Genomic DNA, 25,362 nt, shown 5'->3' with positions numbered 1-25,362 from the left:
GTTTTATATACAGTTTCAGGTTTTTGTCCTGTCTTTTCTGCAACTGCTGCTCCATCTATATGTCCATCTGTTGCATCATATTCTAATGCCTCATATGCTACTTTCTTTTTATCTAATATTCTCATTGCATTTGTTTTTTGCATAATTTCATCTCCATCTTTCTAATTCTAAATATATTATTCCACTTTAAAATAAGGTATGCAAGAGTTTTGCATACCTTAAAATTAGTTCTTCTTTTTTAAAAATAATACTTGTATTGTAATTGCTATGACTAATATTCCTGTTACTATTATTCCACCTTCTGGTCCAAAGCTTCCACCATTTATTATATTGTTTTCTAAATAAGTAGTTTCTATAAATGAGCAATTATAAACTATTCCACCACTTACAAGAGTTCCAAATATATTTTGCTGTGCAAAGTTCCATGCACTGTGAAGAGCACATATTCCCCATAAGTTTTCATTTTTTATAGCATAAAAGGCTGCAAATATTCCAAATAAGCTTAAGTTTATTAATGAAATAACTGTTACTCCACTATTCGCTAAATGTAATGCACTAAAGAATAGTGAACTTATAATAATTCCTGCTTTAGGTGTTAACTTTACTCCTAATACAGGAAGCATATATCCTCTCATCATTATTTCTTCTGATGCACCTTGCACTATCCATGCCAACGTCATTAATACAAACGGTCTTAGAAATTCAATATTTTTTAAGTTTCCTATCTTCACTTCAAATACAGCATTTCCAAAGAAAATAATTGCTATCCAAGCTATTCCTATCATTACTATTCCAAGTCCAAAACCTTCTAAATAATCTATTATAGCCTTCTTGTTAAAAGAAAATCCCATAGACCTTATTTTTCTCTTTTCTTTTAGTTTAACTATTATAAAACAAACTCCTATACTAATTCCTGTACTTATTATCAATACAATTTGATTCATGTATGCTTGTATAAATTTTATATCTTTTACAAAGTTAAATATTAATTGAATTACCATAGTTGTAATAAATCCTGATATTATAAGTATTATTACAGGAGATATTAATGCAAAAATTGCACCTGATGTTTTACTTCCCTTCGCCTCATCAAAAATTCTTGAATTTAAATTAAGCCTCTCTTTCATTCTTTCCCCTAAAAAAATTGTTTCATTTAACTTATATTCCATTACGTACAAAAAAAGACCTTAATTTAAAATTAAAGCCTTTAATTTATCCTATAAAAATACCACATAGATTACTATGTGGGACTCTTCTATTTCAAATTTTTCTATAACAAAAATCTGTTCGGTAATGCATTATACATGACCTTTTTTCCAACCTTATATAAACTAATTTTACCATCCTACAAAATATCTTGTCAACATAATTTAGGATTAATTTCTACCCATATTTAAAGCTTATATGTTATAATAATCAAATAATATAATTTTATGAAATGAGGTCGAATATATTGATAACTGTATCAAATGTTAGTTTAAGATTCGGTGGACGTAAGTTATTTGAAGATGTTAACTTAAAGTTCACTCCTGGAAATTGCTATGGAGTAATTGGAGCAAATGGAGCTGGAAAAAGTACTTTCTTAAAAATACTTGCTGGAGAGATTGAGCCAAATACTGGTGATGTATCTTTAGCTCCTAACACTAGAATGTCTGTATTATCTCAGGACCACTATAAGTTTGATGAATTCCAAGTTCTTGAAACTGTTATAATGGGAAATGAAAGATTATACCAAATAATGAAAGAAAAAGATGAAATATATGCAAGAGATCCTTTTACAGATGAAGATGGAATTAAAGCATCTGAACTTGAAGGTGAATTTGCTGACCTTAATGGTTGGGAAGCTGAATCAGAAGCATCAGCTTTATTACAAGGTCTAGGAATAGGTACTGAATACCACTACAAACTTATGTCTGAATTAACTGGAGCTGAAAAGGTTAAAGTTCTTTTAGCACAAGCTTTATTTGGTAATCCTGGAGTTCTTGTTCTAGATGAGCCTACAAACCACTTAGACATTAAATCAATCAACTGGCTTGAAGATTTCTTAGTAAACTTTGAAGGAACTGTTATAGTTGTATCCCATGATAGACACTTCTTAAACAAAGTTTGTACTCAAATGGCTGACGTTGATTTTGGTAAAATTAAAATTTATGTTGGAAACTATGATTTCTGGTATGAATCAAGTCAATTAGCACTTGCTATGTCTAAAGACCAAAACAAGAAAAAGGAAGAGAAAATTAAAGAATTACAAGACTTTATTGCTAGATTTAGTGCAAATGCATCAAAATCTAAGCAAGCAACTTCTCGTAAAAAACTTTTAGATAAAATAACTTTAGATGATATTCAACCTTCTACTAGAAGATATCCATTCGTTGGATTTAAACCTGAAAGAGAAGTTGGAAATGACATCTTAACTGTTGAAGGATTAACTAAAACTGTTGACGGTGTTAAAGTTTTAGATAACGTTAGCTTCAGAGTTAATAAAGATGATAAAATCGCAATAATTGGTGATAATGAAATTGCCATAACAACTCTTTTCAAAATATTAAACAATGAAATGGAAGCTGATGCTGGTACTTTCAAATGGGGAGTTACTATATCAACTGCTTATTTCCCTAACGATAACTCAGAATATTTCAACGATTGTAACCTTTCACTTGTTGATTGGCTTAGACAATACTCTGAGGAAAAAGCTGAAAGTTATATAAGAGGATTCTTAGGAAGAATGTTATTCTCAGGAGAAGAAGCATTAAAAGAAGCGTCTGTATTATCAGGAGGAGAAAAGGTTAGATGTATGCTTTCAAGAATGATGCTTTCAAACGCTAACGTTCTTATGCTAGACCAACCTACAAACCACTTAGACCTTGAGTCAATAACAGCAGTAAACAATGGTCTTAAAGATTACCCAAGCGTATTATTATTCGCATCACATGACCATGAGTTTATTCAAACTATTGCAAATAGAGTTATCGATATTAAAGCTGACGGTTCAATCGTTGACAGAACTATGTCTTATGATGAATACTTAGACTTAAATCTTTAATTTTAAAAAAGGCTTTGCATTTTTGCAAAGCCTTTATTCATTTACCACATATCCTATACCTTTAACAGTCTTTATTAATTCTGTTTTTAATTTTTTTCTTAAATTTTTCACCTGGGCATCTACAACTCTATCGCTTCCAAAATAGTCATATCCCCATACTTTATCTAATATCTTTTCCCTTGATAAAGTTATTCCTTTATTTTGAATTAATATATTAAAAATTTCAAATTCCTTCTTTAATACTTCTAAATCTTCATCTTCGTATTTTATAATGAAATTTTTCCTATCTATCTTATATCCTTTAAATTCAAATTCATCATCATTTAATTTATTTGCTCTTCTTAAAATTGCTTCTATTCTCATTAAAAGCTTATTAGGGGAAAATGGCTTTCTTATATAATCATCTGTTCCTTTCTCAAAAGCTCTTATTTCAGTATTTTCACTATCTAAAGCTGTAACTATAAGAACAGGATTATCTGTTATATTTCTAACTTCTTTTAATACATCTATTCCATTTCCCTTTGGTACCATAATATCTAAAATATATAAATCATATTCTCTTTTATAAATAGCCTTCTTTGCTTCTTCAGCATCAAAAACACTCTTAACTTCATATTTTCTATCTATAAGATAACTTCTAACTATCTCATTTAAATTTTTATCATCTTCTAATATTAATATTTTTAATCCCATAACTTTTCCCCTTTTAAATTAATTTTAAAAACAACACCTTTATTATAATTTTGAATTGCAAATGTTATATTTAATGCTATTAAGCACTCTTTAACTATATATAATCCAATCCCTCTTCCCTTAGCACTATTTCTATTACTTCCCCTGTACAGTGGGTTAAATACAAACATTAAATCTTCTTTTGTTAATCCATCACACTCATTATAAAAATATATTGTATATCCCTTTGATTCTATTAAAACCTCTGTTCCATCCTTCGCATATTTTATTGCATTTTCTATAATATTCACAATACTTCTTCTAAATAGGACGCTGTCTGTAAAAGTTGTTATTCTGTCATCTATAAGATTTTTAACTTCAACATCTTTTGATAGACTTATAGTGCTAAGTTCATCACATATCTCTTCAAGCATTATTCCTAGTACTACTTCCTCTTTCCCCGTTGGAACTGAATCTAGCTTTGTTATATCAAGCATCTCATTTGCTATTTTTCCAAGTTTTGCTGATAATTTTCTACATTCTCTTATGTATTTATCTCTATCTGTATATGGTTCAATATTATCAAGCATTCCTTCTAAAATTCCATTTAATCCTCCTATTGGAGTTTTTATTTCATGAGAAAGACTAAGCATTAATTGTTTCTTATATAATTTCTCTCTTTCTAAAGCTTCAATATCTTGATTAAAATTCTTTGTAAAATTATTTATAGTTTCCGTTAATTCATCAAACTCATCTTCTAAAATATCTTTTTCTATTAACTTTATAGATTTTCCACTTATCATTTCTTTAGATATACTATTTAAATTCTTTGCTTTTTTTGTTATAAATTTTCCTATTAGTAATGAAAATATTATATTGAACGTTAATATAAAAAGAGATAAAAACTTAAAAGCAACTGAAAGCCCCATCTCTCTATATGCAAGGTTTGGTTCTGACATAATCATTTTTATTGATCTATTCTCATCCACATTTAAATACACAATACTTTCATTTTGACCATCTTCTCTTTTACTATCTCTTCTATAAGCTTCTCTACCACTATCTATATATAATCTTCCAAATATTGCTTTCTCTTTTGAGTATTTCTCATTATCTACAACCTCAATTTTTTCTATTAAGTCATTTTTAGTATCAAAGCTCATTATTTTTTCTATCTTATCTTTAGAATTAATCTCTAAAATCACATTTACATCGCTTATTGTCTTTTCAACTTGATTATTCCAATATGAATTAACCATGATATCCTTAAGTAATACTCTTGAAATTAATAAAAATAAAAAAGATAGTACTATCGAAAATATTAGTATCCTAGCTTGTATTCCAATTCTCATAAATTCTCCTTAACCTATCAAAGAGGGCTACTGCCCTCCTCTTTTAAAACTCTTTGAATAATTCCTCAACCTCTTTCGAAGTTTCATTTAAAATCTTCTTATAAAACTCTCCCTGTTCTTCTCCTAATTTATATTTTCTAACTATCTCTTTATTTACTTGTCCATCTTTTATTAATACAATTCTATCTGAGTAACTTCCTATAAACTGATCATGAGTTACAAGTACAGTTGTTACCCCGTCCTCTATATTAATCTTCTTTAAAAGTTCAATAACTTCTATAGCTCTTTTTACATCTAATGAATCTGTTGGCTCATCTGCAAATACAACTTTAGGTTTATTACTTAAAGCTCTTGCAATAGATACCCTTTGTTTTTGTCCACCTGAGCACTCAAGAGGAAATTTATTTAATATCTTTTCTATTCCAAGCTTCTTTGAAAGTTCATCTACCCTTTTATCTATCTCTTTTCTATCTACTCCTGAAATTAATAATGGTGCTATAATGTTATCTCTATTTGTTAATGTATCTATTAGATTATAATTTTGAAATATAAATCCAATATTCTCACGTCTAAAAGCACTTATATCCTCATTATTCATCCCACTAACATCTTTCCCATTTATAAAAACCCGTCCATTAGTTTGACAATCTAATGTAGATAGAATATTTACAAGAGTACTTTTTCCTGAGCCTGATGGTCCCATTATTCCTAAAAATTCACCCTTTTGTACATTTATATTTATTCCCTTTAAAGCTTCAAAGTTTTTACCTTCCTGTCCGTAGACTTTATATACATCTTCAACTCTTACGATATTATCCATAGAAACCTCCTCCCTTTTAATTTTCCAACAAAAGTTCCATCTTTTTAGAATTTTCCTCTACTATATCATTATAAAAATCAAACTGCTTCTTATGATTATTTATAAGCTCTTTTCTTATTACTCCTTCTTCTAAAACAATAACTCTATCAGAAAAACTTGCCATAATCTCACTATGTGTTACTAAAACTACTGTTATTCCTTTTTCTCTATTTAACTTTTTTAATATATTTAATACATTTATTCCTATCTTTGCATCTAATGAATCTGTTGGTTCATCTGCAAATATAATCTTTGAATTATTACTTAAAGCTCTTGCTATTGCTATTCTTTGTTTTTGTCCTCCTGAGCACTCATTTGGATATTTATCTAAAATACCTTCTATCTCTAAATCCTTACTAAGCTTTTCTATTCTTTTTTCTGCCTCTTCATCTGAAACATCAGCAAGCATTAATGGAAATAATATATTTTCTCTATTAGTAAATTTAGATAATAAATTATAATTTTGAAATATAAAGCCAACATTCTCACGTCTAAAATCACTTAATTCCATATTCCTAAGCTTACGTAAATCTACATCTTCTTTTATATCTTTTATGAAAACCTTTCCTTTTGAATGAGTATCTAATGTAGATAGTATATTTACAAGTGTACTTTTTCCTGACCCTGATGTTCCCATTATTCCTAAGAACTCACCTTTTTTTATATTTATATTTATATTTTTTAAAGCCTCAAACTTTTTATCATATTCACCATAAATTTTATATAAATCCTTTACTTCTATAAGACTTTCTCTCATATACTTCGTCCCCCTTTACGCAGCTTCAAGGCTAATATTTTCTTTACTTTTTAATGTTTTTCTTATACCTTTTTCATAATATACCGTGATTACTACAGCTACTATTACTACTGGTGCACAAACTCCTATCATTGTACCTAGTGCAAACATATAACTAAAACTTTCTTGGAAAGCATATGCTAATAAATTTGTTCCAAGTATCATTAAAGGAATTCCTATAACAAACATAAATATACTTATTACCTCATCCTTAACACAATCTAGTACCTGTTTATCAGAAAAACCAATAAGCCTTAATTGCATTGCTCTATCTTTAATTCCTTCAAACTCCGTATTCAATTTATATCCAAGACTTACTGCTATACATAAACCTATTCCTACTAAACTAAGTGCTAGTCCCTCTTTTACTCCTGCTTCATGTATTAATCCCGAAACTCCGTTAACTGTATATATTAAAACAAAAAGAAAAATAGTTATATAAGAAAAGGATTCTTTTACTGTCTTTAATGCATTTCCAAGATAAATTATTCTCCCCTTTTTATACATAAATTTTCTCTTTTTTAAACTCTCCATTAAATCTCCAAGTGAATAAGTTACTAGCCAATATAACATCGATAAGCTTAAATAACTCAATAAACCAATGTGATCTTGAATTCCATAAACTTTTCCTACAATAAAAACATAAATTAATGGAAATAAATATAGTAAAATTACTATACTCCAATGTAATTTTGTTGATCTTTTATCCCCAAGATTCTTTGCTCCATCAAGAGTCATTAACCCTAATGTATCTTTCCTATATATAAATCCCCAGTCAACAGTAAGAGATGCTGCCATAATTATCATTACAAATAAAACTGCTACAGTAACCCCTTCAACTCCTAATGGCGTAAATATCGGTCCACTAATTCCCATCATTTTATAAATAATTATATTGTATAACGGCGATACTATTACACCTACAATAGTTCCTATTACATATCCTATTGAAAAACTTTTCATCGTATTATATAGTAAAAACTTAAACGCATCACCATAACTTCCACCACTATAAAACATACAAGCTATATTCTTTCCTTTTTCTCTTGTATAAATCACTGTTGAAAATATAGCAAGTAATGCTCCTGCACTTAAAACTAAGAATAAATTCATTTGTAGTTCATTCCCAGCAGGTCCATTATAAATTGTCATCCATCCATCTCCAAGTTCTCTCATAAATTCTTGTTCTATGGTTGGTTCAGTTATCTTATAAATAGACTCATTATAGTAAGTACTTATTGTGTTATACATAAACACAGCTATTATTGCAATTGTAATGATAAACGGCTTATTATTTTCTCTTTTGTAAATGCTTTTTGAAAATTTACTTATCCCCATAAAATTCTCCTCTCATTTAATTTCATAATCCACTTTTACTTTATAATTTCAATATGAAATTAAAATGAAATATGAAATCCACATGAAATAAAAAATGCTATAATTATAAATTATAGCATTTTTTCCTTTATTTTACTTAAATTCTTTTTTATTTCTATATTTTATTTTGTATATTTATGGTGCAATAATTCATGTGCTTTTCCGTGTCCTGGCTCACCCATATATGTTTTATACATTTTTAATAGAGCTTGGTTTTTGTGTGATTTTCTTCTTTTTAAGTGTTTATCTTGGTTATATAATACTGATGCTCTTACAGCTCTTATATCCATTCTTTCTCTATCTAAGTTGTTTATTTGAGGTTGCCCTCCTCCATTTACACATCCTCCTGGACATGCCATGAATTCAACAAAATGATATTGTTTTTCATCTAATTTTCCACTATTAAAGAAGTCCATTATATTTTTTCCACCATGAACTACTGCTACATTATAGTCTTTTCCTGCAATTGATACTGTAGCTTCTCTTAATCCTTCTAATCCTCTAACTTGCTTATATTCTATATTTTCTAAGTCAGCTCCTTCAGCTAAATCTTTAGCTGTTCTAAGTGCAGCTTCCATAACTCCACCTGTTGCTCCAAATATAGTTCCTGCTCCTGTATATTCTCCCATAGCTGGATCTACTTCTTCATCTTCTAACTCCGCAAAGTTTATTTTAGCTTGTTTTATTAATTTAGCCAATTCTCTTGTTGTTAAAACAGCATCGATATCTCTTATTCCATTATTCTCCATACATTCTCTGTCTGCTTCAAACTTTTTAGCTGTACAAGGCATTATTGTTACTGTGAATATTTTACTTGGATCTATATCTTCTATATGTGCATAGTAACTTTTACTTGCTGCACCAAATTCTTGTTGTGGTGATTTTGCTGTTGATACATTATCAATATACTCTGGGAAGTATAATTCCACTTCTCTTATCCATCCTGGACAACATGATGTAAACATTGGGAATGGTCCATTATTTTTAATTCTTTCTACAAGTTCAGTTCCTTCTTCCATTATAGTCATATCAGCACCAAAGTTTATATCAAATATTTTAGCAAATCCTAATTTTCTTAATGCTGCATATAATTTTCCTGTTACATCTTTTCCATATCCCATTTTGAATAATTCACCCATAGCTGTTCTCACCGCTGGAGCCATAGCAACTATTACGTGCTTATCTTCATTATTTAATGCATCTTGAACTTTTTCAACATGTGATTTTTCTTGTAATGCTCCAACAGGGCATGCTACTACGCATTGTCCACAAAGTAAACATTTAACATCATCAAAACTATTATTATCTGGAGGACATACCATTCTTACTCCATCAATATTTCTAATTTGAATTATTTCTGTTCCAGCTTTTGTTTTACAAGCTGCTTGACATCTTCCACATAATATACATTTATTTCTATCAATTACTATTGATTTACTTCTTCTATCAATATTAGCTTCTCTATCCTCAGGTACAAAAGGTACTGCTGCCTTTCCTCTAGTTTTTATAACTAAAGTTAAAAGTTCGCAATTTTCTTTTCTTGGACATGTTCCACATTTAAATTCATGCTTATTCAAAAGTGTAGACACTCTCATTTTTACTCTTTCTTGAACTTTTTCAGTATCAGTTCTTACAATCATTCCATCTTCAACTTTAGTTAAACATGATAATACTAAGTTTGGCTTACCCTCAACTTCAACAGCACAAACTCCACACTTTCCTACATTACCGCATTCTTTTAAATAACATAACGTTGCAATGTCATCAATTCCATTTTGTCTTGCTGCATCTAAGATGGTAGTCCCCTCTGCAACTTGGATTTCCTTATTGTTGATAATTAAATTTTTCATCCTAAAAATCTACCTCCATTAACATTTAAATCGCCTCTTAAATCTAAAAAGTTTGTTATTTTTTTAACTAATCTTAACAAACTATTACCATTTGATTACATTAAATACACAAATAAATAATTTAAACCTATTTATAATTTTACAATATTATTTCTAGAATATCAATTCCTATTAAACATTCTTCATATAATTTCCATATACCTTGCATATTACCTACATTTAATATATCATTTAAATATATTTAAATGGCTATAATAAAAGGAGAAATTATGTTATTAGTTTACAATAGAAAAACAGGACAATATGAAAAAGAGAATATTGCTGGTAAAAAATATCTTGTATGGTGCTATGAATCTCCTAAAGGTAAGAAGCTAACAGAACTTATCTTTAAGAAGAAGCTTTGTTCTAAAGTTTATGGTGCTTTTTGTGATACTAAATTTAGCCGTAAAAAAATTAAGCATTTTATACGTGATTTTGATATAGATATGAATGTTTGTAGAAAAAAGCCGAAGGAATTTAGAAATTTCAACGATTTTTTCACTAGGAAATTAAAAGCTGATGCAAGACCTTTTGATAAATCTTTAGATGCTTTAATTTCACCTGCTGATGGTAGAATTTTAGCATATGAAAATATTAATTTAAATAAATTAGTTCAAGTAAAAGGCTTCACTTATAGCTTACGTGATTTTATAAATAATGATTCTGTTGCTAATGAGTTTGAGAATGGTACATGTATCATTTGTAGACTTTCCCCAATTGATTACCATAGATTTCACTTTATAGATTCTGGAATATGTACTAAATCAACATTTATTCCCGGGAAATACTATTCTGTAAATCCAATTGCACTTAAAAATATTCCTAGATTATTCTGTGAAAATAAACGTGAGTGGTCTTTATTCAAAACTGATAATTTTGGTGATGTACTTTATGTAGAAGTTGGTGCCACATGTGTTGGAACAATTCTTCAAACATATATGCCAAACATGGAAGTTTATAAAGGTGATGAAAAAGGTTACTTTAAATTCGGTGGTTCAACAGTAGTCCTTTTCTTTAAGAAAGATACCGTTAAAATTGATACAGATATAATAAAACAAACAAACTTAGGATATGAGTCTAAAGTTTTCATGGGTGAAACTATCGGACATAAAAAATAAGCTAGCAATTTTTGCTAGCTTATTTATTTTTATCTATCAATAATCTCTTTTATTTTATCTCTAAATTTATTTATGTCCTTTTCTAGTACAATAATATCAATATCCATTTCTTTTGCTCTTTCTACTATATTCTTTTTATGCGGTAATTTTGTTGCTACTAGAATTTTTTTCACTTTATACCCACCAATTCTTTCACTATAAACATTCAGTTCATTTAATGCTGATTCCTCATATTTTTCACTATCTTTGCAGGATATTACTATTATACTTGAATCTCTTATTGCAACTACATCTAATTCATTTTTCAATTCTATATTATCTTTAATCCATGTAAAGACAAGACCACTCTTCACTTCATCAATGGATTTTATAGACATTACCACAGCCTCCGTTAAAACTTCAAGCCATGTTCCAACTTTAAAAATAAAGCCTTTTATGTCTTTATTTTTAAATTCTATTATAAGTTCATTTCCTTCTTTAAACTTTTTAATTATTTCTTTTTTCACTCCATAGTCTAATATTTTATAAAGAAGTTTCTTTTCTTCTTTGCTTAAAGCCTCCTCTTGTACAACAACTCTTTTTGTATCGCCATAATAATGCGAAAAAATGCTTGGGTCATATATTTTTCTTTTATATTTATCCCACAAATCTATATTTTCATGGATTTTTTTCGCTATTTCTAGCACATACTTTTTCTTTATAAGATTTGTTTCATCACTTATTATTCTATGCCCTGTTGCATGAATCATCTCTTCAATATTTAAGTCAATTAAGTGCTCATCTACTTTTCCATCATTTTTCCCAAATATATATTTTTTCCTTCCCACTATATCTATATAAATGCTATCTACTTTTTTTTCTAATGCAAACTTTAATAAATATAATGCCTGTATTCTTTCTCCACCTGTTAAATTTAATAGCACTTCATTATTTTCTATTATTCTATCTATAACAGAAAAATCATCTTCACCACACTTGAAAAATTCAAGCTTTGATCCATTTTCCTTTGCAACATTTATAATACATTCTCTAATACAATCATTACATTTTTCTGTTACTAAAATTATTACCTTTTTAAATTTATATTTTTTAATTAAAATAATTGTACTATCATTATGTTTATCTATTGGTGTAACTAAAATATCGTACATAGTATCACACTCCTATATACCTATTATTCCAAAAAAATAAAAGGTTATTTAATTTAAAATAACCTTTTTACTCTTAGCCTATAGTTTCCTCTATGAAATTCAATAATCTACTATTATCAAATTTATATGGCTTTAACTCTATTTCATTATAATTTAAAACAGCTTCTTTAAGTTCTTCAAAATTTGTGCAGTTTATTATATGGCCATCTTTTGCAAGCTTTTCACTAATCTCTAATTGATGATCATCATTATGTTCATTATGCTTTTGAAGCCTTGCCATAACTATAACTTTCTTTCCTTTTTTAAGTGCTGATAATATAGACCCAACTCCACCATGTGTTACTATTAATGTACATTTTGCCATAGTTTCATTAAACTCTTTTGGTGAAAGAAATGGAATTACCTTATACTTCTCTGATTTAAAATCAGTATTTCCTGATTGTATAAGAACTTCCTCTTCTATATCTATTTTTTCTATATAGTCAAGCATTCTATCAAATCCTAATTCATGTGTTCCTACTGTAACAAATATCATTAATACAACGCTCCTTTATATATAGCATTTTCATAGACCTTTTCCATTTCAGGATGTTGAACTATAAATACATCAGCTACTTTATGAATAAGTCTTCCTGACATACTTGAGCTTTCAACTCTTGCAAATGTTTCTATGAATATTATTTTCTTCTTAAATAATTTTCCTATATAACAAATTGGTACTGCTGTATGCGCACCTGTTGTTACAATTACATCTGGTCTAAGCTTTATATAAAAAACTAATGATTTTAATATATTGTATGGAAATTTAAACATATAGCTAAACATATAATTTCTAGCACCATATACTAAATAGCTTATTTTATCCTTATATTTATCTTTAAGCTTTATTGTAGTATCTGTTTTTTCTGTTATTATATGATAATCATATTTCTTAAAAAGAGGTTTAAGCTCCATAAGCTCTGACAAATGTCCTCCTGTTGAAGCTATAAAAAGTACTTTTTTCAAAGTTATCACCTTATTTCTTTAATATTATTTTCTCTACTAATCTTTCACTTGATTTACCATCTGTATATTTAAAGAATTTATTTTTAAACTCCCTAACTTTTTCCAAATCATAGTTTTCATCTTTCATAGCACTAATAAGCTCATCTGTGGTTTTTACTATTGGTCCTGGAACAAACTCTTTAAAGTCATAATAAAAATCTCTATCATTTATATATTCCTCTAAATCATCTGCATAGAAAAACATTTTTCTTTCTAATAATGCAAACTCAAAAATTGTTGAAGAATAATCTGTTATTAAGCAATCTGTTATTAATAAAATATTATTTATAGATTTATAATCTGACATATCTAAAACACGGTTATCATTCCCTTTATATCTCCATTTTACAAAAGGATGCATTTTTAATACTAAAATAGTATCTTCATCAAAACTATTTATAAATTTTTCTATATCTAACGTAATCTCACTTTCAGCATTACTTTGTCCTGTGCCTCTAAAAGTTGGTGCATATAAGACTACTTTCTTATTTTCTAACTTTGGATATAACTTATATAACTCTGCCTTTATTCCTTCTTTTTTCTCTTCATCAAAGAATAAATCAGTTCTTGCTACTCCAAGTGGTTCTATAGCCTCATCATCTACTATAAATGCATCTTTATATGCATCTTTAACTGCATCTGATGTAACTATAACATGAGTATAATTTGTATGAATTTTTACATATTTTATATACTCATTCCCATTTGAATAATTTTCATCTACTGTACTTAGTGCAAACTTTTTAAAAGCACCACAAGCATGCCATACTTGTATTACTTCAGTTCCTTTTCTTAGTCTATTCATTGCATATACAGGAAAATAGAAATCATCTACCACAAAAAATTCTGATGTAGCAAGGTAATATTCAGCTTTGCACATATGAAGTAAATATTTTATATTCCCTAAAACTCCACCTTCCGGTTTCTTATATAAAATTTTAATCTCAAAACTCTTATCCTGTCTTTTAAGTTCCTCTATAATATATTTATAGTTTCCCTCCATATAGTCTGGTCTATAACTTGCAAAAACTATACGCCTTTTTACTCTAAATATGTAGGATATTCCATAAATAATCTTTAGTATATATTTTATTATTAACCTTTCAACTATTTTCAAATCATTTACCTCGCTAATAATCTAAAGGTGCTGCAAAATTACAGCACCTTATTTTCTAAATATTCCACTCTAATATAGTCTTAAATGGAGTTGTTAAATCATATTCAAATCCTTTTATGATATCACTAATTTCTCTTACATCTATTACTGCTGATATAAGTTTTTGTAATTGATTTTGAGCATCAACATGTTCCTCTAAGAAATCAACTGCTGCTTTAAAATCAACTCTTCCACTTCTACTACTTCCCACTAATGTTATTCCTTTTTCTAAAACCATTCTAGTATCTATTGGAACTGGCATTTCAGAAACTCCAAGTAATGCAATAACACCTTCTGGATTTATATAATCTATTATTTGCTTTACTGCACTTTCAGAACCTCTTCCACCAACTGCTTCAAAAGCATGGTCTACTTTGAAGTCCTTTGGAATATCATCAATTTGATACGTTTCATCTACAAATGAGAAGAAGTTAAGCTTCTCTTCATTCTTTCCTAAAACAACTATTTTTGAATTTGGAAACTTTTTCTTTAATATTAATGCTGTTATAAACCCAACATTTCCATCTCCCCATACTCCTATAATATCTCTATTTTTATGAGCTTTCTTATCAAATCTATCAATTGCATGAGCTGATACACTAATAAGTTCTAAAAAAGATGCTACATCATGATTTATATTATCATATTTTATAATTCTATCTCTTCCCATAAAAACATATTGTTGCATAAATCCATCATACCCACTCGCTCTAAACTTACTCGTTCTTAAATAGTTTTCTGCAATAACATCATTTTCTTCTGTTGGAGTATTTGGAATCATTACTACAGTATCACCTGCATTAAACTCTCCTTTTGGATCATATATAACTTCTCCTACACCTTCATGAATAAGCGCCATTGGAAGCTTCTTTTTCATAGCTTCCTTACCTCTTGTACCTGTATAGTATCTTTGGTCAGCTGCACATATAGAAAGTCTTGTAGGTCTAACAATAATTCCTTCACCATCTAAGCTTTTATCCTTAAACTCAACAACTATTTGCTTAGGTGCTATTAATCTATAAATCTTATTTATCATTTAAATCATCCCTCACTAAAGCATTTGCTAGTTTTAAATCATATGGAGTAGTTATTTTCATGTTATAAACTTCCCCTTGAACTAATTTAACTTTCTTTCCTTTAACAACAAATATCTTAGCTGCATCTGTTAAAACTTCTTTTTCAGATTTACTTAATGAATTATAAAGGTCTACAAGTGTTCTTATATTAAAACTTTGAGGTGTTTGACCTTGATACATAAAGTCTCTTCTTGGAATATCACTTATAGCTTCTCCGTCTTTAGACTCTACTATAGTATCAAAAGCTGGAACTACTGTATCACAAGCACCACACTCTAAAGCTGTATCTATATTTTCATTTATTATTCTATGTGTTAAAAATGGTCTTACTGCATCATGAGTTATTATTACATCCTCATCATTAATTCCAAATTCTTTTTCTATAAATCTTATTCCATTCATTATTGATTCATTTCTATCAGCACCACCAGCACATACATGAACTCTCTCTTGCATAGCTTTTGGTATAAACTTATTTATTAAATCATTTGTATGTTGTATCCATTGACTTGGTGTAGTTATTATCACCTTATTAAATCTAATATTTAATAAAAATGTTTCAAGCGTATGAATTATTATTGGCTTTTCTCCAATTTTTAAGAACTGTTTAGGCATTTCAGTATTCCCCATTCTAGTTCCTTTTCCACCTGCTAAAATCTCTGCGTATATCATAAATCTACTCCTCCCATTTAGGACATTTACTTATTTTTTATTATAATTTTATCACATTTATTCCCTATTTAAAACAAAGGAGTTGTTTTAAATAAAACAACTCCTTTAATATTTAACCTTTTCTAACTTTCATTCTGTTAGATTTTATTATTATCTCTACTTTACTATCTTGATTTACAAATTGCCCAAACTTACTAGCACACCATGCTTGCCTTACATACTTTTCTCCATCAATCTCTAAATTAATTTCAAAGTTATAATATCCTGCGGGAATATCTTTAAATGGTAGTACGAATTCATATAAGTATCTATTGTTATCCGGGAATTCTTCATCTTTTTCAAATTTAATATCTTCATAAGCATGCTCTGTTTCATCTTCTCTTAAAGTTATATTTTCTATTCTATACTCTTTATTAGCCGGTTCTACATCAATATATCCTTTAAATATAGCCTTATCTGTATCGAAGTCTATTTCTTCTAAGCTTTGCTTAATTTCAATTAAATCCATATATTTTTCTCTATCTGCTAATATTTTTTCTATTGGAATACCATTTAAGTAATGTTTATAAAGATTGGCAACTTCGTCCATATCTCCATAAGCTACTACTTCTCCATGATAAAGCCAAAATCCTATTGTACAGAAATCTCTCATTTGTGGTAATGAGTGAGAAACGAAAAGTATTGTTTTACCTTCATCTCTGAATTTATCCATTCTCTCTAAACATTTATTTCTAAACATTTCATCTCCAACAGATAATGCTTCATCTACAACAAGTATGTCTGGATCAATGTTAACTGCTATAGCAAATCCAAGTCTTGCTTTCATACCACTTGAATACATTCTAACAGGCTGTTCTATATAGTCTCCAAGCTCTGAGAACTCTATAACTTGTTCTTCCATAGCTTCAACTTCATCTTTTAACATTCCCATTGAATATCCTTTAAGGAAGATATTTTCTCTTCCTGTAAGCTCTCCATCAAATCCTGCTGTTAATTCTAGTAAAGCTGATACTCTACCATTAACAATAACATCTCCCTCTGTTGGATATACAACTCCTGTTACAACTTTTAGAATTGTACTTTTACCAGATCCATTTTTACCTAGTATTCCTATAACTTCACCTTTTGGTAAATCTAATGTTATATCATTTAATGCTCTAAAAGGAGTAAATCTTTTTCCCCAGAACAAATCTTTAAATCTATCTTTATCATCTTTATATAATTTATATTCTTTTGATAAATGTTTAAACTGCACTGCAAATTCTTCTTCCATAACTCTTCTCCTTATAAAACATCTGTAAATTCTTTATACGTTCTCTTATAAACCTTGCTTCCTATTACAGCAAATATTATTGTTACAACTATTATATAAATCGTGTACTTACTATCAAAGAACCATTGCTTATACAAAAATATATTTCTATACCCTGCTATAAAATATGCTACTGGGTTTAATTTCATAAGCGTTCTAAGCCAAGCTGTATGAATATCATTTACATTCCAAAGGATTGGAGATATCCATAATATAGCTTGTAATGATGATTTAACTAAGTTCTCAAAATCTCTACTAATTACTGATAATGACGAAAGAGTCCATGTCAGTGCCAAGAAGAACAAATACATCATTGGTATATAGAATAAGAATTGTAAATAATATAAATCTGGGAAATATCCGTATATCATAAATATTATAATTACACATCCTATTAACATTACCTGTACATACATCTTAGATAATAGTACAAATGTTGGAATTGTTGATATTGGGAACTTCATTTTAGTAACGAACTGTCTATAACCTCTTATAGACATTGCTCCTCCAACAACTGCATCACTTACAAAGAACCAAGGACAAAGCCCTGAAACTAACCAAAGTAAATACGGGAAACAATCCATCGTACTACTTTTACGTATACCTATTTGGAATGCAAATAAGTATACCGCAATAGTTACAAGTGGTCTAACTACTGCCCATGCATATCCTAAAGCAGAACCCTTATAAGTTTTAACTAAGTCAACTCTTGATATAAGTAGTGTCTGCTTTCGGTATTTCATATTTTCTTTAATAATTTCTTTTAACATTTTATCACCTATCTTCAGTTACTTTTCATTAAAAATAATATTAACAAATCTTTCACTAGCTTTTCCATCACAGCTATCACAGAATTTTTCTTTAAATTCTTCAACTTTTTTCATATCAAAATCATCATTATTGATTATTGATATGATATCTTCATTCTTAGTGGCTATAGGTCCTGGAACAAAATCATCATAATCAAAGTAGAAATCTCTTTCTCCTAAATACTCTTCCTTATCATATGCATACATTATCATTTTTTTATTTAATAGAGCAGCCTCAAATACTACTGATGAATAGTCTGATATAACAATATCAGATATCATTATTACATCATTTATATCTTCTGAACTGTTCATATTTATTACTCTGTCTTTTAAATCTTTTGGTATTGTATTTATGTTAAATCCATTTTTAACACTTGGATGAAGCTTAAATATAATTACATAATCTTCTCCAATACCTCTTAATATTTGAGTTGCATTAAGTTCAACTTTGAAGTTTTGTCTTTCTCTAGCATTACCTCTAAAAGTTGGTGCATAAGTTATTATCTTCTTACCCTTTAATTTAGGATATTGACTTTCAAAGTTTCTTTTTCTAAATACTCTGTAGTCTTCATCTAGTAATATATCTGTTCTAGGAACTCCTAATGGCAGTACATGTTCCTTTGGAACATTAAATGCTTCTGCAAACTCTGGTATAACATCCTTAGAACTTGTAATAACTTTTGTATATGAAGCATGTGCTCTCTTTTCAAACCAAAGTGGATTTCCATCACCTTTTCCAACAGAACTAAATCCAAACTTCTTAAATGCTCCACAAGCATGCCATACTTGAACTACTTCCACTTTCTTTTTAAACTTTAAACCATACTGTTGTCTATAATAATCATCTAGAATAACATACTTAGCTCTTGCCATATTAGAATATAAACTAATTGATTCTAATATTCCTCTATCAGGTCTATTCATAAAAATTCTTATGTCATACTTTCCTCTTTTTTCAAGTTCATCACATATAAATTTTAAATTTCCCGAAAGCTCTTTACCTTTATTACTTGCAAGTACAACCTTATTATTCTTTATAGGAAGTATTTTAGCTATACTAAATACAATCTGCCCCATCTTATTTTTGATTTTGTTATAAACACGGCTCCATATTCTTTCTATTCTTCCAGGTATTCTTGATATCTTTCTTCTAATTAGATAAAGAATAACATACCTATAACTTTCATGCTTTATTACCTTTTTCACATAAAAATTTAAAAACTCATTTTCAACTTTTAAAATATTTTTACTGTTACTATCAAACTTCTTATATGACTTTACGATTAACTCTATAGATTTTTTTCTTGCCTTTGGTGTTAGGAATAAAAATTTATTTATAACACCTTGAACAACTATCCATCTTAATTTTCTCAAATTGTTAAATACATAGTCATCTATATTATCTATAAGCTCTAACATACTATCTAAAACTTTTAATTGAATCTTTTCATCTCTAGTTACCATGGCTGATCTAAATGGTGGCCATATGTCAACACTTACAAGTCTTCCTAAGTATTCTTGCTTTAACTTTTCAGCAGTATAGAAATTTGTACAGTTTCTATCAATACATTTATTTAAAGTTACCCAAACCTTTGTAACTTGCTCAATTACATAACTTGAGTTATTTTCAACTAAACTTGTAAGAGATGTCTTATCTTCTTCTGGTCTTATTCTATAGAAGTAAGCTAAGTATTTTGATGTATATACTCTATTAGCTCTTAAATATGCATCGATTACAAAAACTTGGTCTTCTGCATATTTTATATCTTCTGGAAATTGACTGTCTATTATTAAAGATGTTTTAAATAGTTTATTACATGGCCCAAGTGTCCATAATAGCTCATAACTATTTCTTAAATTTTTCTCACCTTCTAAGAAGTGACTTTGTATAGGCCATTTCTTTTTCCCATCATACATGTACGTTCCACACACAACAACTTCGGCATCATGCTCTACTGCTAAATTATATCTAACTTCTAGTGAATCATTTGGAATTATATCATCTGAGTCCATAAAAGCTATATATTCACCTTTAGCAAGCTTGATTCCCCTATTTCTCGCTCTGCTTGGCCCACTATTTTCTTGACACACAAGTCTGAAATTTTTATATTTTTTTGAATATTCTTCTAAAATTTCCTTACTTGAATCTGTAGAACCATCATCTATAAATATTACTTCAAAATCCTTCATAGTCTGATTCTCAAGTGATTCTATAGTTTCTCTAAGGTATCCTTCTACGTTGTAGACTGGCATTATTACACTTATCTTACACATATTTTATCTCCCGCTTTTTATATTCTTGTTATTTGTCTAAACTTAATGATGCACTTATATAAAAACATAATGTGTCTCAATTTTTTTATTTTTTGAATATCACTAAGATTAGCATTATTTATTATTTTTTTAAATGGAATTTGCTTAAGCTTTCCTATCTTGTCAAGTTCTTTATCTGATACATACTTCATAAGATCATTTAAACATGCAAGACTTTCAACTTCAGCATTTTTATCTCCACTTTTAAATACTTTATTAAGCGGTGGCCATATATCTATAATCATTAATCTATAAAAGTAATTACCCTTTATATTATAAGCTATATCTTTATCTTTTATTTTTTCATCTATTAATTTAACAGAAATTTTCCATACTTCACAAACTTGCTTTAATACGTTCGCTGAATTTGTATCAACTTGTTGTGTTAAAGACTCACCTGGTGTACTTCTCATTCTATAATAATAGACTACTTTTTTAGTTGCATAAATTTTCTTTGCATTTAAAAATGAATTAATCATAAATACTTGGTCTTCTGCATAATTTATATTTTCAGGAAAATATAGACCTTCTAAAATTTCTCTTTTAAAAATCTTATTGCAAGGTCCAAGTGCCCATAAAATATCTGAGTCTTTCCCTAAAACTCTGTATCCGTCTTCAAACATATGTCTTTGCAGAGGAATCATATTTTCTCCATCTTCAGTTTTTGCTGTTCCACAAATTACTACATCTGCTTCTTTTTCTCTTGCTATATTATATCTGTATTCTAAAGAATCTTCAGGAAGTAAATCATCTGAATCTACGAACACTATGTATTCACCTGTTGCTACTTTTAAACCTTTATTTCTTGCTATACTTGGTCCGGAGTTTTCTTGTTTAAGCAATTTTATATTTTCATATCTTCCCTCATACTCTTTAAGAATTTCATAAGTTCCATCTGTTGAACCGTCATCTATTAATATTAATTCAAACTCTTTTAAAGTTTGATTATAAATTGATTCTAATGTCTCTACAATATAAGACTTAACATTGTACACAGGAATTATGACACTTAACTTATATATGCCCACTAAACTTTTCCTCCTTATTTTTTTATGTACTTTTTAAAGTTTCACTTAACATTTTACTACAAACTACTACATTTTATCAAAATTACTAGTTTTATTCCATAAAAAAAATTTCAAAAACCTTAATGTTTTTGAAATTCAATAAATTTATGGTAGAGCGTATAGGAATCGAACCCATAATATACCGTCCGTAGCGGTATGTTATATCCATTTAACTAACGCTCCATATTATATCTTTAACACACTTATATTATCATACTAAACTCAATTGTGCAAACATTTTAAAAATATATTCTAACCTAAAATTATTGAAAATTCATCACATATCTTAAGTTTTAACATATAAGTTAAATCTCATACCTATCTACCAAAATATTTCTTTATAAAAAAAGCTTTAATGCATATTTACCCACATCAAAGCTTTTTATTTTATAAAAACTTACTTGTTTTATTATTATTTTCTAAACCATCTTTTCTTTTAACTAAATCATTTTTAATTGATTTTAATATAATTACAACAAAAATAGCTGTTGCTATAAGAAGTGGTATTTGCATATTTATTCCTGGAAATATAATGCTTACTGGTAATGATATTAAAAATGGTACTGTTGCTGCATATATGGCCAAGCTATATAACGCTGCTGGTTTAACTAACATTCCAAATAACATTGATGCTATAAGCCCAATTACAGCTATAAATAAACTATCTACAATTAAATTAATAAACTTCTCTAAAACATTATATATAAATTGGAATCCAAAATAATATTTTTTAAGACTTTGTATTTTTGCTCCAACTGTTTGATTAGTTATCTCTTGTGAATTAAATAATTGTTGACTTATCTGATTATAGTCAGCTTTATTTTCAACACCAGGTCCATCTACTATTACCCCATCTTTGAGAATAAGTATATTTGCTACATTCCCTGGATTACTATCTAATATTGAATTTGCTTCATTTAATGTTTTAGTATCATTAACATAAATCATACTTCCATTTTCATTTATTTTTATCGGTCCTGATTTCATATCTAAAGTATTATTCTTTATTGAAAATGCATATTCAGGATTATTCATCTCTTGAACACCCTTATTTATGTATCCATTAGATAAAATACAGTTATATATTCCTATTATCCCACCAAATATAAGACTTAATATAAAGCCATATTTTATAGCTTTTCCAACACCTTGGTCTATATACCTTGGAAATTTGTCTAATCTATGTAAGCAATTCTTAAATTTTACAAAAAAATTATCCCTCATCTTGTTACCTCCCTTAACTTTAAAATCTATAATTTTATTTTTACTATCAAGAAATATCTTATCACACTTAATAAAAATATTAAATCTGAATGTTTAATTTTTACAATTTATGTTAAGACTTAAGCTAAGAGGTGATTTTTTTGAAAGAAATTAATGAAAACATTGTATATCCTGAGGATAATCTTCCTCAAAAAAAAGAAAAGTTAAACTTAAAATTCCTGATAATATCATTATCAACAGTTTTAATTCTTGGAATTTTTATTAGCTTTACGGCATTATCATATAAATCTTTAGTTACAGATTTTAAGTCATATTTTGAAAATGCTCATTATAGCACCGCAAATAATCTAGTTTTAACTAAAGGTAATATGAATCTTTTAAAATCTATAAAACTTGATGATGATTTATCTATTTACTTTAAAGAAAAACTTGAAGGCATCACTAAAAAGATAAACTCTGGCGAAATCTCAAGCGATGATGCATTAGTCATTATAAATGAAATAAATAGATACATGCTACTCGACTCAGAAATTGATAATACCATTAGCGTTTTATCTAACAACGTCTCAAAGACAAATAATGAGCTAACTCGTGGAATATCTGAATTTCAAAAAGGAAACTTTAAAGAAGCATTAACTATTTTTAATAGTATTCCAACAAATCATGAAAGTTATGCTACAGCCATTACTTATACTTCTAAGTGTAAGACTGAATATACAAAAACTTTAATGACTGAAGTTGATAACCTAGTCGCTGATAAATTCTATACAAAAGCTATTGATTTATTAGAAGCAAATCTTAATCTTTTAGATAATGATAAAGCAATTTTATCTAAAATAAATCATTTAAAAGTTGAGCGTACTGAATATATTAAACTTCGTGATGGAAAACAATAGCTTATATACTACTATCCTTGTATCATAATTAGTATAATTATGATACAAGGATTTTTTTAGGAGGATTTTTAAATGAAAATTTATATACCAGATAAAGTTCAATTTATAATAGATACTTTTTATAAAAATGGCTTTGAAGCCTTTATTGTTGGAGGCTGTATTCGTGATACTCTTTTAGGTGTAGAACCTAGAGACTATGATATTGCAACTTCTTGTCTTCCTGAGGATACTATAAAGCTTTTTAATAAGACAATTCCTACAGGACTTAAACATGGTACTATCACTGTAGTTATAGATAAAGAAAATTTTGAAATTACTACATATAGAACTGAATCAACATATTTAAATAATCGCCGCCCTGAATCAGTTAATTTCGTAAAGAATATTAAAGAAGATTTATCAAGACGTGATTTTACAATTAATGCTTTTGCATATAATTCTAAAGAAGGTCTATTGGACTTTTTTAATGGTCAGCAAGACCTAAATAATAAAATAATCCGTTCTGTTGGTGATTCTAACATAAGGTTTAATGAAGATGCTCTTAGAATGCTTCGTGCTATTAGATTCTCTTCTCAGCTTAACTTTAATATAGAGAATAATACCTTTAATAATATTATAAAAAATAAAGATCTAATTTCTAATATAAGCTTTGAAAGAATTAGAGATGAACTAAGTAAAATTTTAACTTCAAATAATCCTGAAAAAGGCTTATTAAATTTACTTAATTCAGGACTTCTATTAAAAATACTCCCTGAATTTAAAAACGTTACAAATGATAACTTAAAAAAAGCTTTCTCTTTAGTTCAAAATACTCCAAATTTACTTGTAGTTAAATTAAGTGCCTTGCTTTATAATTTTGATAATAATTTAGTAAAAGCACTTTTAACTAGGCTTAGATTTGAAAATAAGATAATTAAAGAAGTTTTAATTCTAACTAAAGAAGCTTTAAATATTATAAAAAATCCCACTTCTCCTACTGTAAAAAGATTTATAAATCATATTTCACTAGAATACATGAAAGATTTATTTTCACTTCAAAATACTATTATTTTGACGTTTCAAAACTCTAATGAATTATTAAATAATTTAGATAAAACTAAAGAAATATATGAATATATTTTACTTTCAAAAGAGCCTTTATCTATAAAAGATTTAAATATTACAGGAAAAGATCTGATAAAAGACTTAAATATCACACCTGGAAAAAAAGTAGGTGAAATTTTAAATAGTCTTCTAGAACTTGTTTTAGATAATCCATCTTTAAATACATCTAATATCCTCCTTAAAATAGCAAGAAGTAAGTATCTCTGAATGAAGTTTACTAACTTTATTCAGAGTTATCTTATTTTTCTCCATCTCTATTTAGAACATTACATTTTTATGTCACTATATTATTTGAAAAATACATACTAGATTTCATATCAATAAATTTCTCAAATTTATGATATGCTTTTACAATTGGTCTAAATATTATTGAAAGAACAAAGAGTACACAACGTCTAATTAATTCTATTACAAATGCTATACAATAAA

The 25,362-nt window shown here is 28.1% G+C and carries 22 protein-coding genes, 1 tRNA gene and 1 pseudogene; 4 read left to right on the top strand and 20 right to left on the bottom strand.

All coding sequences use genetic code 11. The features are described 5' to 3' along the window. Positions 1-143 (bottom strand): annotated as a pseudogene (locus ACRDDY_RS19905) (Cys-tRNA(Pro) deacylase); the annotation flags it as partial. 81 nt (positions 144-224) lie between these two features. Then, positions 225-1,127, bottom strand: coding sequence for a CPBP family intramembrane glutamic endopeptidase (locus tag ACRDDY_RS19900; protein ID WP_438566643.1), 903 nt, complete (start codon positions 1,125-1,127; stop codon positions 225-227). A 326-nt stretch (positions 1,128-1,453) separates the two neighbouring features. On the opposite strand from ACRDDY_RS19900, the gene ACRDDY_RS19895 reads away from it, so the two are divergent. Beyond that, entirely contained in the window at positions 1,454-3,043 is a 1,590-nt protein-coding gene (locus ACRDDY_RS19895; RefSeq protein ID WP_438566642.1) for an ABC-F family ATP-binding cassette domain-containing protein, read from the top strand. Positions 3,044-3,076: 33 nt separating this feature from the next. On the opposite strand, the gene ACRDDY_RS19890 is transcribed toward ACRDDY_RS19895, so the two are convergent. The 6 genes from ACRDDY_RS19890 to ACRDDY_RS19865 all read right to left on the bottom strand — a co-directional run bounded on the left by ACRDDY_RS19890 (position 3,077) and on the right by ACRDDY_RS19865 (position 9,949). After that, positions 3,077-3,736, bottom strand: coding sequence for a response regulator transcription factor (locus ACRDDY_RS19890; RefSeq protein ID WP_438566641.1), 660 nt, complete (start codon positions 3,734-3,736; stop codon positions 3,077-3,079). After that, positions 3,727-5,067: a sensor histidine kinase gene (locus tag ACRDDY_RS19885; RefSeq protein ID WP_438566640.1), complete on the bottom strand. Its 1,341-nt coding sequence runs from the start codon at positions 5,065-5,067 to the stop codon at positions 3,727-3,729. Before ACRDDY_RS19885 ends, ACRDDY_RS19890 begins: the two co-directional genes overlap by 10 nt. A 43-nt stretch (positions 5,068-5,110) precedes the next feature. Beyond that, a complete protein-coding gene (locus ACRDDY_RS19880) occupies positions 5,111-5,887 on the bottom strand; it encodes an ABC transporter ATP-binding protein (protein WP_438566639.1) in 777 nt (258 codons plus the stop codon). A 16-nt stretch (positions 5,888-5,903) separates the two neighbouring features. Continuing rightward, on the bottom strand, positions 5,904-6,683 hold the full coding sequence (locus ACRDDY_RS19875) for an ABC transporter ATP-binding protein (RefSeq protein WP_438566638.1): 780 nt from the start codon (positions 6,681-6,683) through the stop codon (positions 5,904-5,906). Positions 6,684-6,698: 15 nt separating this feature from the next. Beyond that, complete coding sequence (locus tag ACRDDY_RS19870) at positions 6,699-8,060, bottom strand: hypothetical protein (RefSeq protein ID WP_438566637.1); 1,362 nt, start codon at positions 8,058-8,060, stop codon at positions 6,699-6,701. A 161-nt stretch (positions 8,061-8,221) separates the two neighbouring features. Further along, a complete protein-coding gene (locus ACRDDY_RS19865) occupies positions 8,222-9,949 on the bottom strand; it encodes a ferredoxin hydrogenase (protein WP_438566636.1) in 1,728 nt (575 codons plus the stop codon). A gap of 269 nt (positions 9,950-10,218) precedes the next feature. On the opposite strand from ACRDDY_RS19865, the gene ACRDDY_RS19860 reads away from it, so the two are divergent. Continuing rightward, positions 10,219-11,106, top strand: a complete 888-nt coding sequence (locus ACRDDY_RS19860) for a phosphatidylserine decarboxylase (protein WP_438566635.1) — start codon at positions 10,219-10,221, stop codon at positions 11,104-11,106. 29 nt (positions 11,107-11,135) lie between these two features. Here the strand turns inward: ACRDDY_RS19860 and ACRDDY_RS19855 are convergent, their stop codons facing one another. From ACRDDY_RS19855 to ACRDDY_RS19800, 12 genes are all read right to left on the bottom strand, one after another. Continuing rightward, on the bottom strand, positions 11,136-12,257 hold the full coding sequence (locus ACRDDY_RS19855; protein WP_438566634.1) for a Card1-like endonuclease domain-containing protein: 1,122 nt from the start codon (positions 12,255-12,257) through the stop codon (positions 11,136-11,138). 73 nt (positions 12,258-12,330) lie between these two features. Further along, positions 12,331-12,792 (bottom strand): PssE/Cps14G family polysaccharide biosynthesis glycosyltransferase, encoded by a 462-nt coding sequence (gene pssE / locus ACRDDY_RS19850; protein ID WP_438566633.1) that lies wholly within the window; start codon positions 12,790-12,792, stop codon positions 12,331-12,333. Next, positions 12,792-13,271, bottom strand: a complete 480-nt coding sequence (pssD, locus tag ACRDDY_RS19845) for a PssD/Cps14F family polysaccharide biosynthesis glycosyltransferase (RefSeq protein ID WP_438566632.1) — start codon at positions 13,269-13,271, stop codon at positions 12,792-12,794. Before pssD ends, pssE begins: the two co-directional genes overlap by 1 nt. Before the next feature lies 1 nt (position 13,272). Further along, positions 13,273-14,418, bottom strand: coding sequence for a CDP-glycerol glycerophosphotransferase family protein (locus ACRDDY_RS19840; RefSeq protein WP_438566631.1), 1,146 nt, complete (start codon positions 14,416-14,418; stop codon positions 13,273-13,275). A gap of 55 nt (positions 14,419-14,473) precedes the next feature. Beyond that, positions 14,474-15,493 (bottom strand): zinc-binding dehydrogenase, encoded by a 1,020-nt coding sequence (locus tag ACRDDY_RS19835; RefSeq protein WP_438566630.1) that lies wholly within the window; start codon positions 15,491-15,493, stop codon positions 14,474-14,476. Next, positions 15,483-16,205 carry an IspD/TarI family cytidylyltransferase gene (locus ACRDDY_RS19830; RefSeq protein ID WP_438566629.1) on the bottom strand — a complete coding sequence of 241 codons (723 nt, stop codon included), beginning with the start codon at positions 16,203-16,205 and terminating at the stop codon, positions 15,483-15,485. The genes ACRDDY_RS19835 and ACRDDY_RS19830 overlap by 11 nt, the downstream gene beginning before the upstream one ends. A 112-nt stretch (positions 16,206-16,317) precedes the next feature. After that, positions 16,318-17,478, bottom strand: coding sequence for an ABC transporter ATP-binding protein (locus ACRDDY_RS19825; RefSeq protein ID WP_438566628.1), 1,161 nt, complete (start codon positions 17,476-17,478; stop codon positions 16,318-16,320). An 11-nt stretch (positions 17,479-17,489) separates the two neighbouring features. Then, a complete protein-coding gene (locus tag ACRDDY_RS19820; protein ID WP_438566627.1) occupies positions 17,490-18,287 on the bottom strand; it encodes an ABC transporter permease in 798 nt (265 codons plus the stop codon). Between the two features lie 18 nt (positions 18,288-18,305). After that, on the bottom strand, positions 18,306-20,603 hold the full coding sequence (locus tag ACRDDY_RS19815; protein ID WP_438566626.1) for a bifunctional glycosyltransferase/CDP-glycerol:glycerophosphate glycerophosphotransferase: 2,298 nt from the start codon (positions 20,601-20,603) through the stop codon (positions 18,306-18,308). 17 nt (positions 20,604-20,620) lie between these two features. Beyond that, entirely contained in the window at positions 20,621-21,670 is a 1,050-nt protein-coding gene (locus ACRDDY_RS19810; RefSeq protein ID WP_438566625.1) for a glycosyltransferase family 2 protein, read from the bottom strand. A 147-nt stretch (positions 21,671-21,817) separates the two neighbouring features. Then, a tRNA-Arg gene (locus ACRDDY_RS19805) sits at positions 21,818-21,892 on the bottom strand. A gap of 204 nt (positions 21,893-22,096) precedes the next feature. Next, a complete protein-coding gene (locus ACRDDY_RS19800; protein WP_438566624.1) occupies positions 22,097-22,933 on the bottom strand; it encodes a DUF1189 domain-containing protein in 837 nt (278 codons plus the stop codon). 140 nt (positions 22,934-23,073) lie between these two features. Between ACRDDY_RS19800 and ACRDDY_RS19795 the strand changes: the two genes are divergently transcribed. Together ACRDDY_RS19795 and ACRDDY_RS19790 are read left to right on the top strand one after the other, a co-directional pair. Further along, a complete protein-coding gene (locus ACRDDY_RS19795; protein ID WP_438566623.1) occupies positions 23,074-23,829 on the top strand; it encodes a hypothetical protein in 756 nt (251 codons plus the stop codon). A 72-nt stretch (positions 23,830-23,901) separates the two neighbouring features. Next, positions 23,902-25,140, top strand: coding sequence for a CCA tRNA nucleotidyltransferase (locus ACRDDY_RS19790; RefSeq protein WP_438566622.1), 1,239 nt, complete (start codon positions 23,902-23,904; stop codon positions 25,138-25,140). Positions 25,141-25,362: the final 222 nt, after the last annotated feature.

Origin of the sequence: Clostridium sp. (genome assembly GCF_051656525.1) — a bacterium.
Lineage (GTDB): Bacteria > Bacillota > Clostridia > Clostridiales > Clostridiaceae > Clostridium.
Note: the sequence above shows the minus strand (reverse complement) of the source record. Positions and strands in the feature narration are given on the sequence as shown.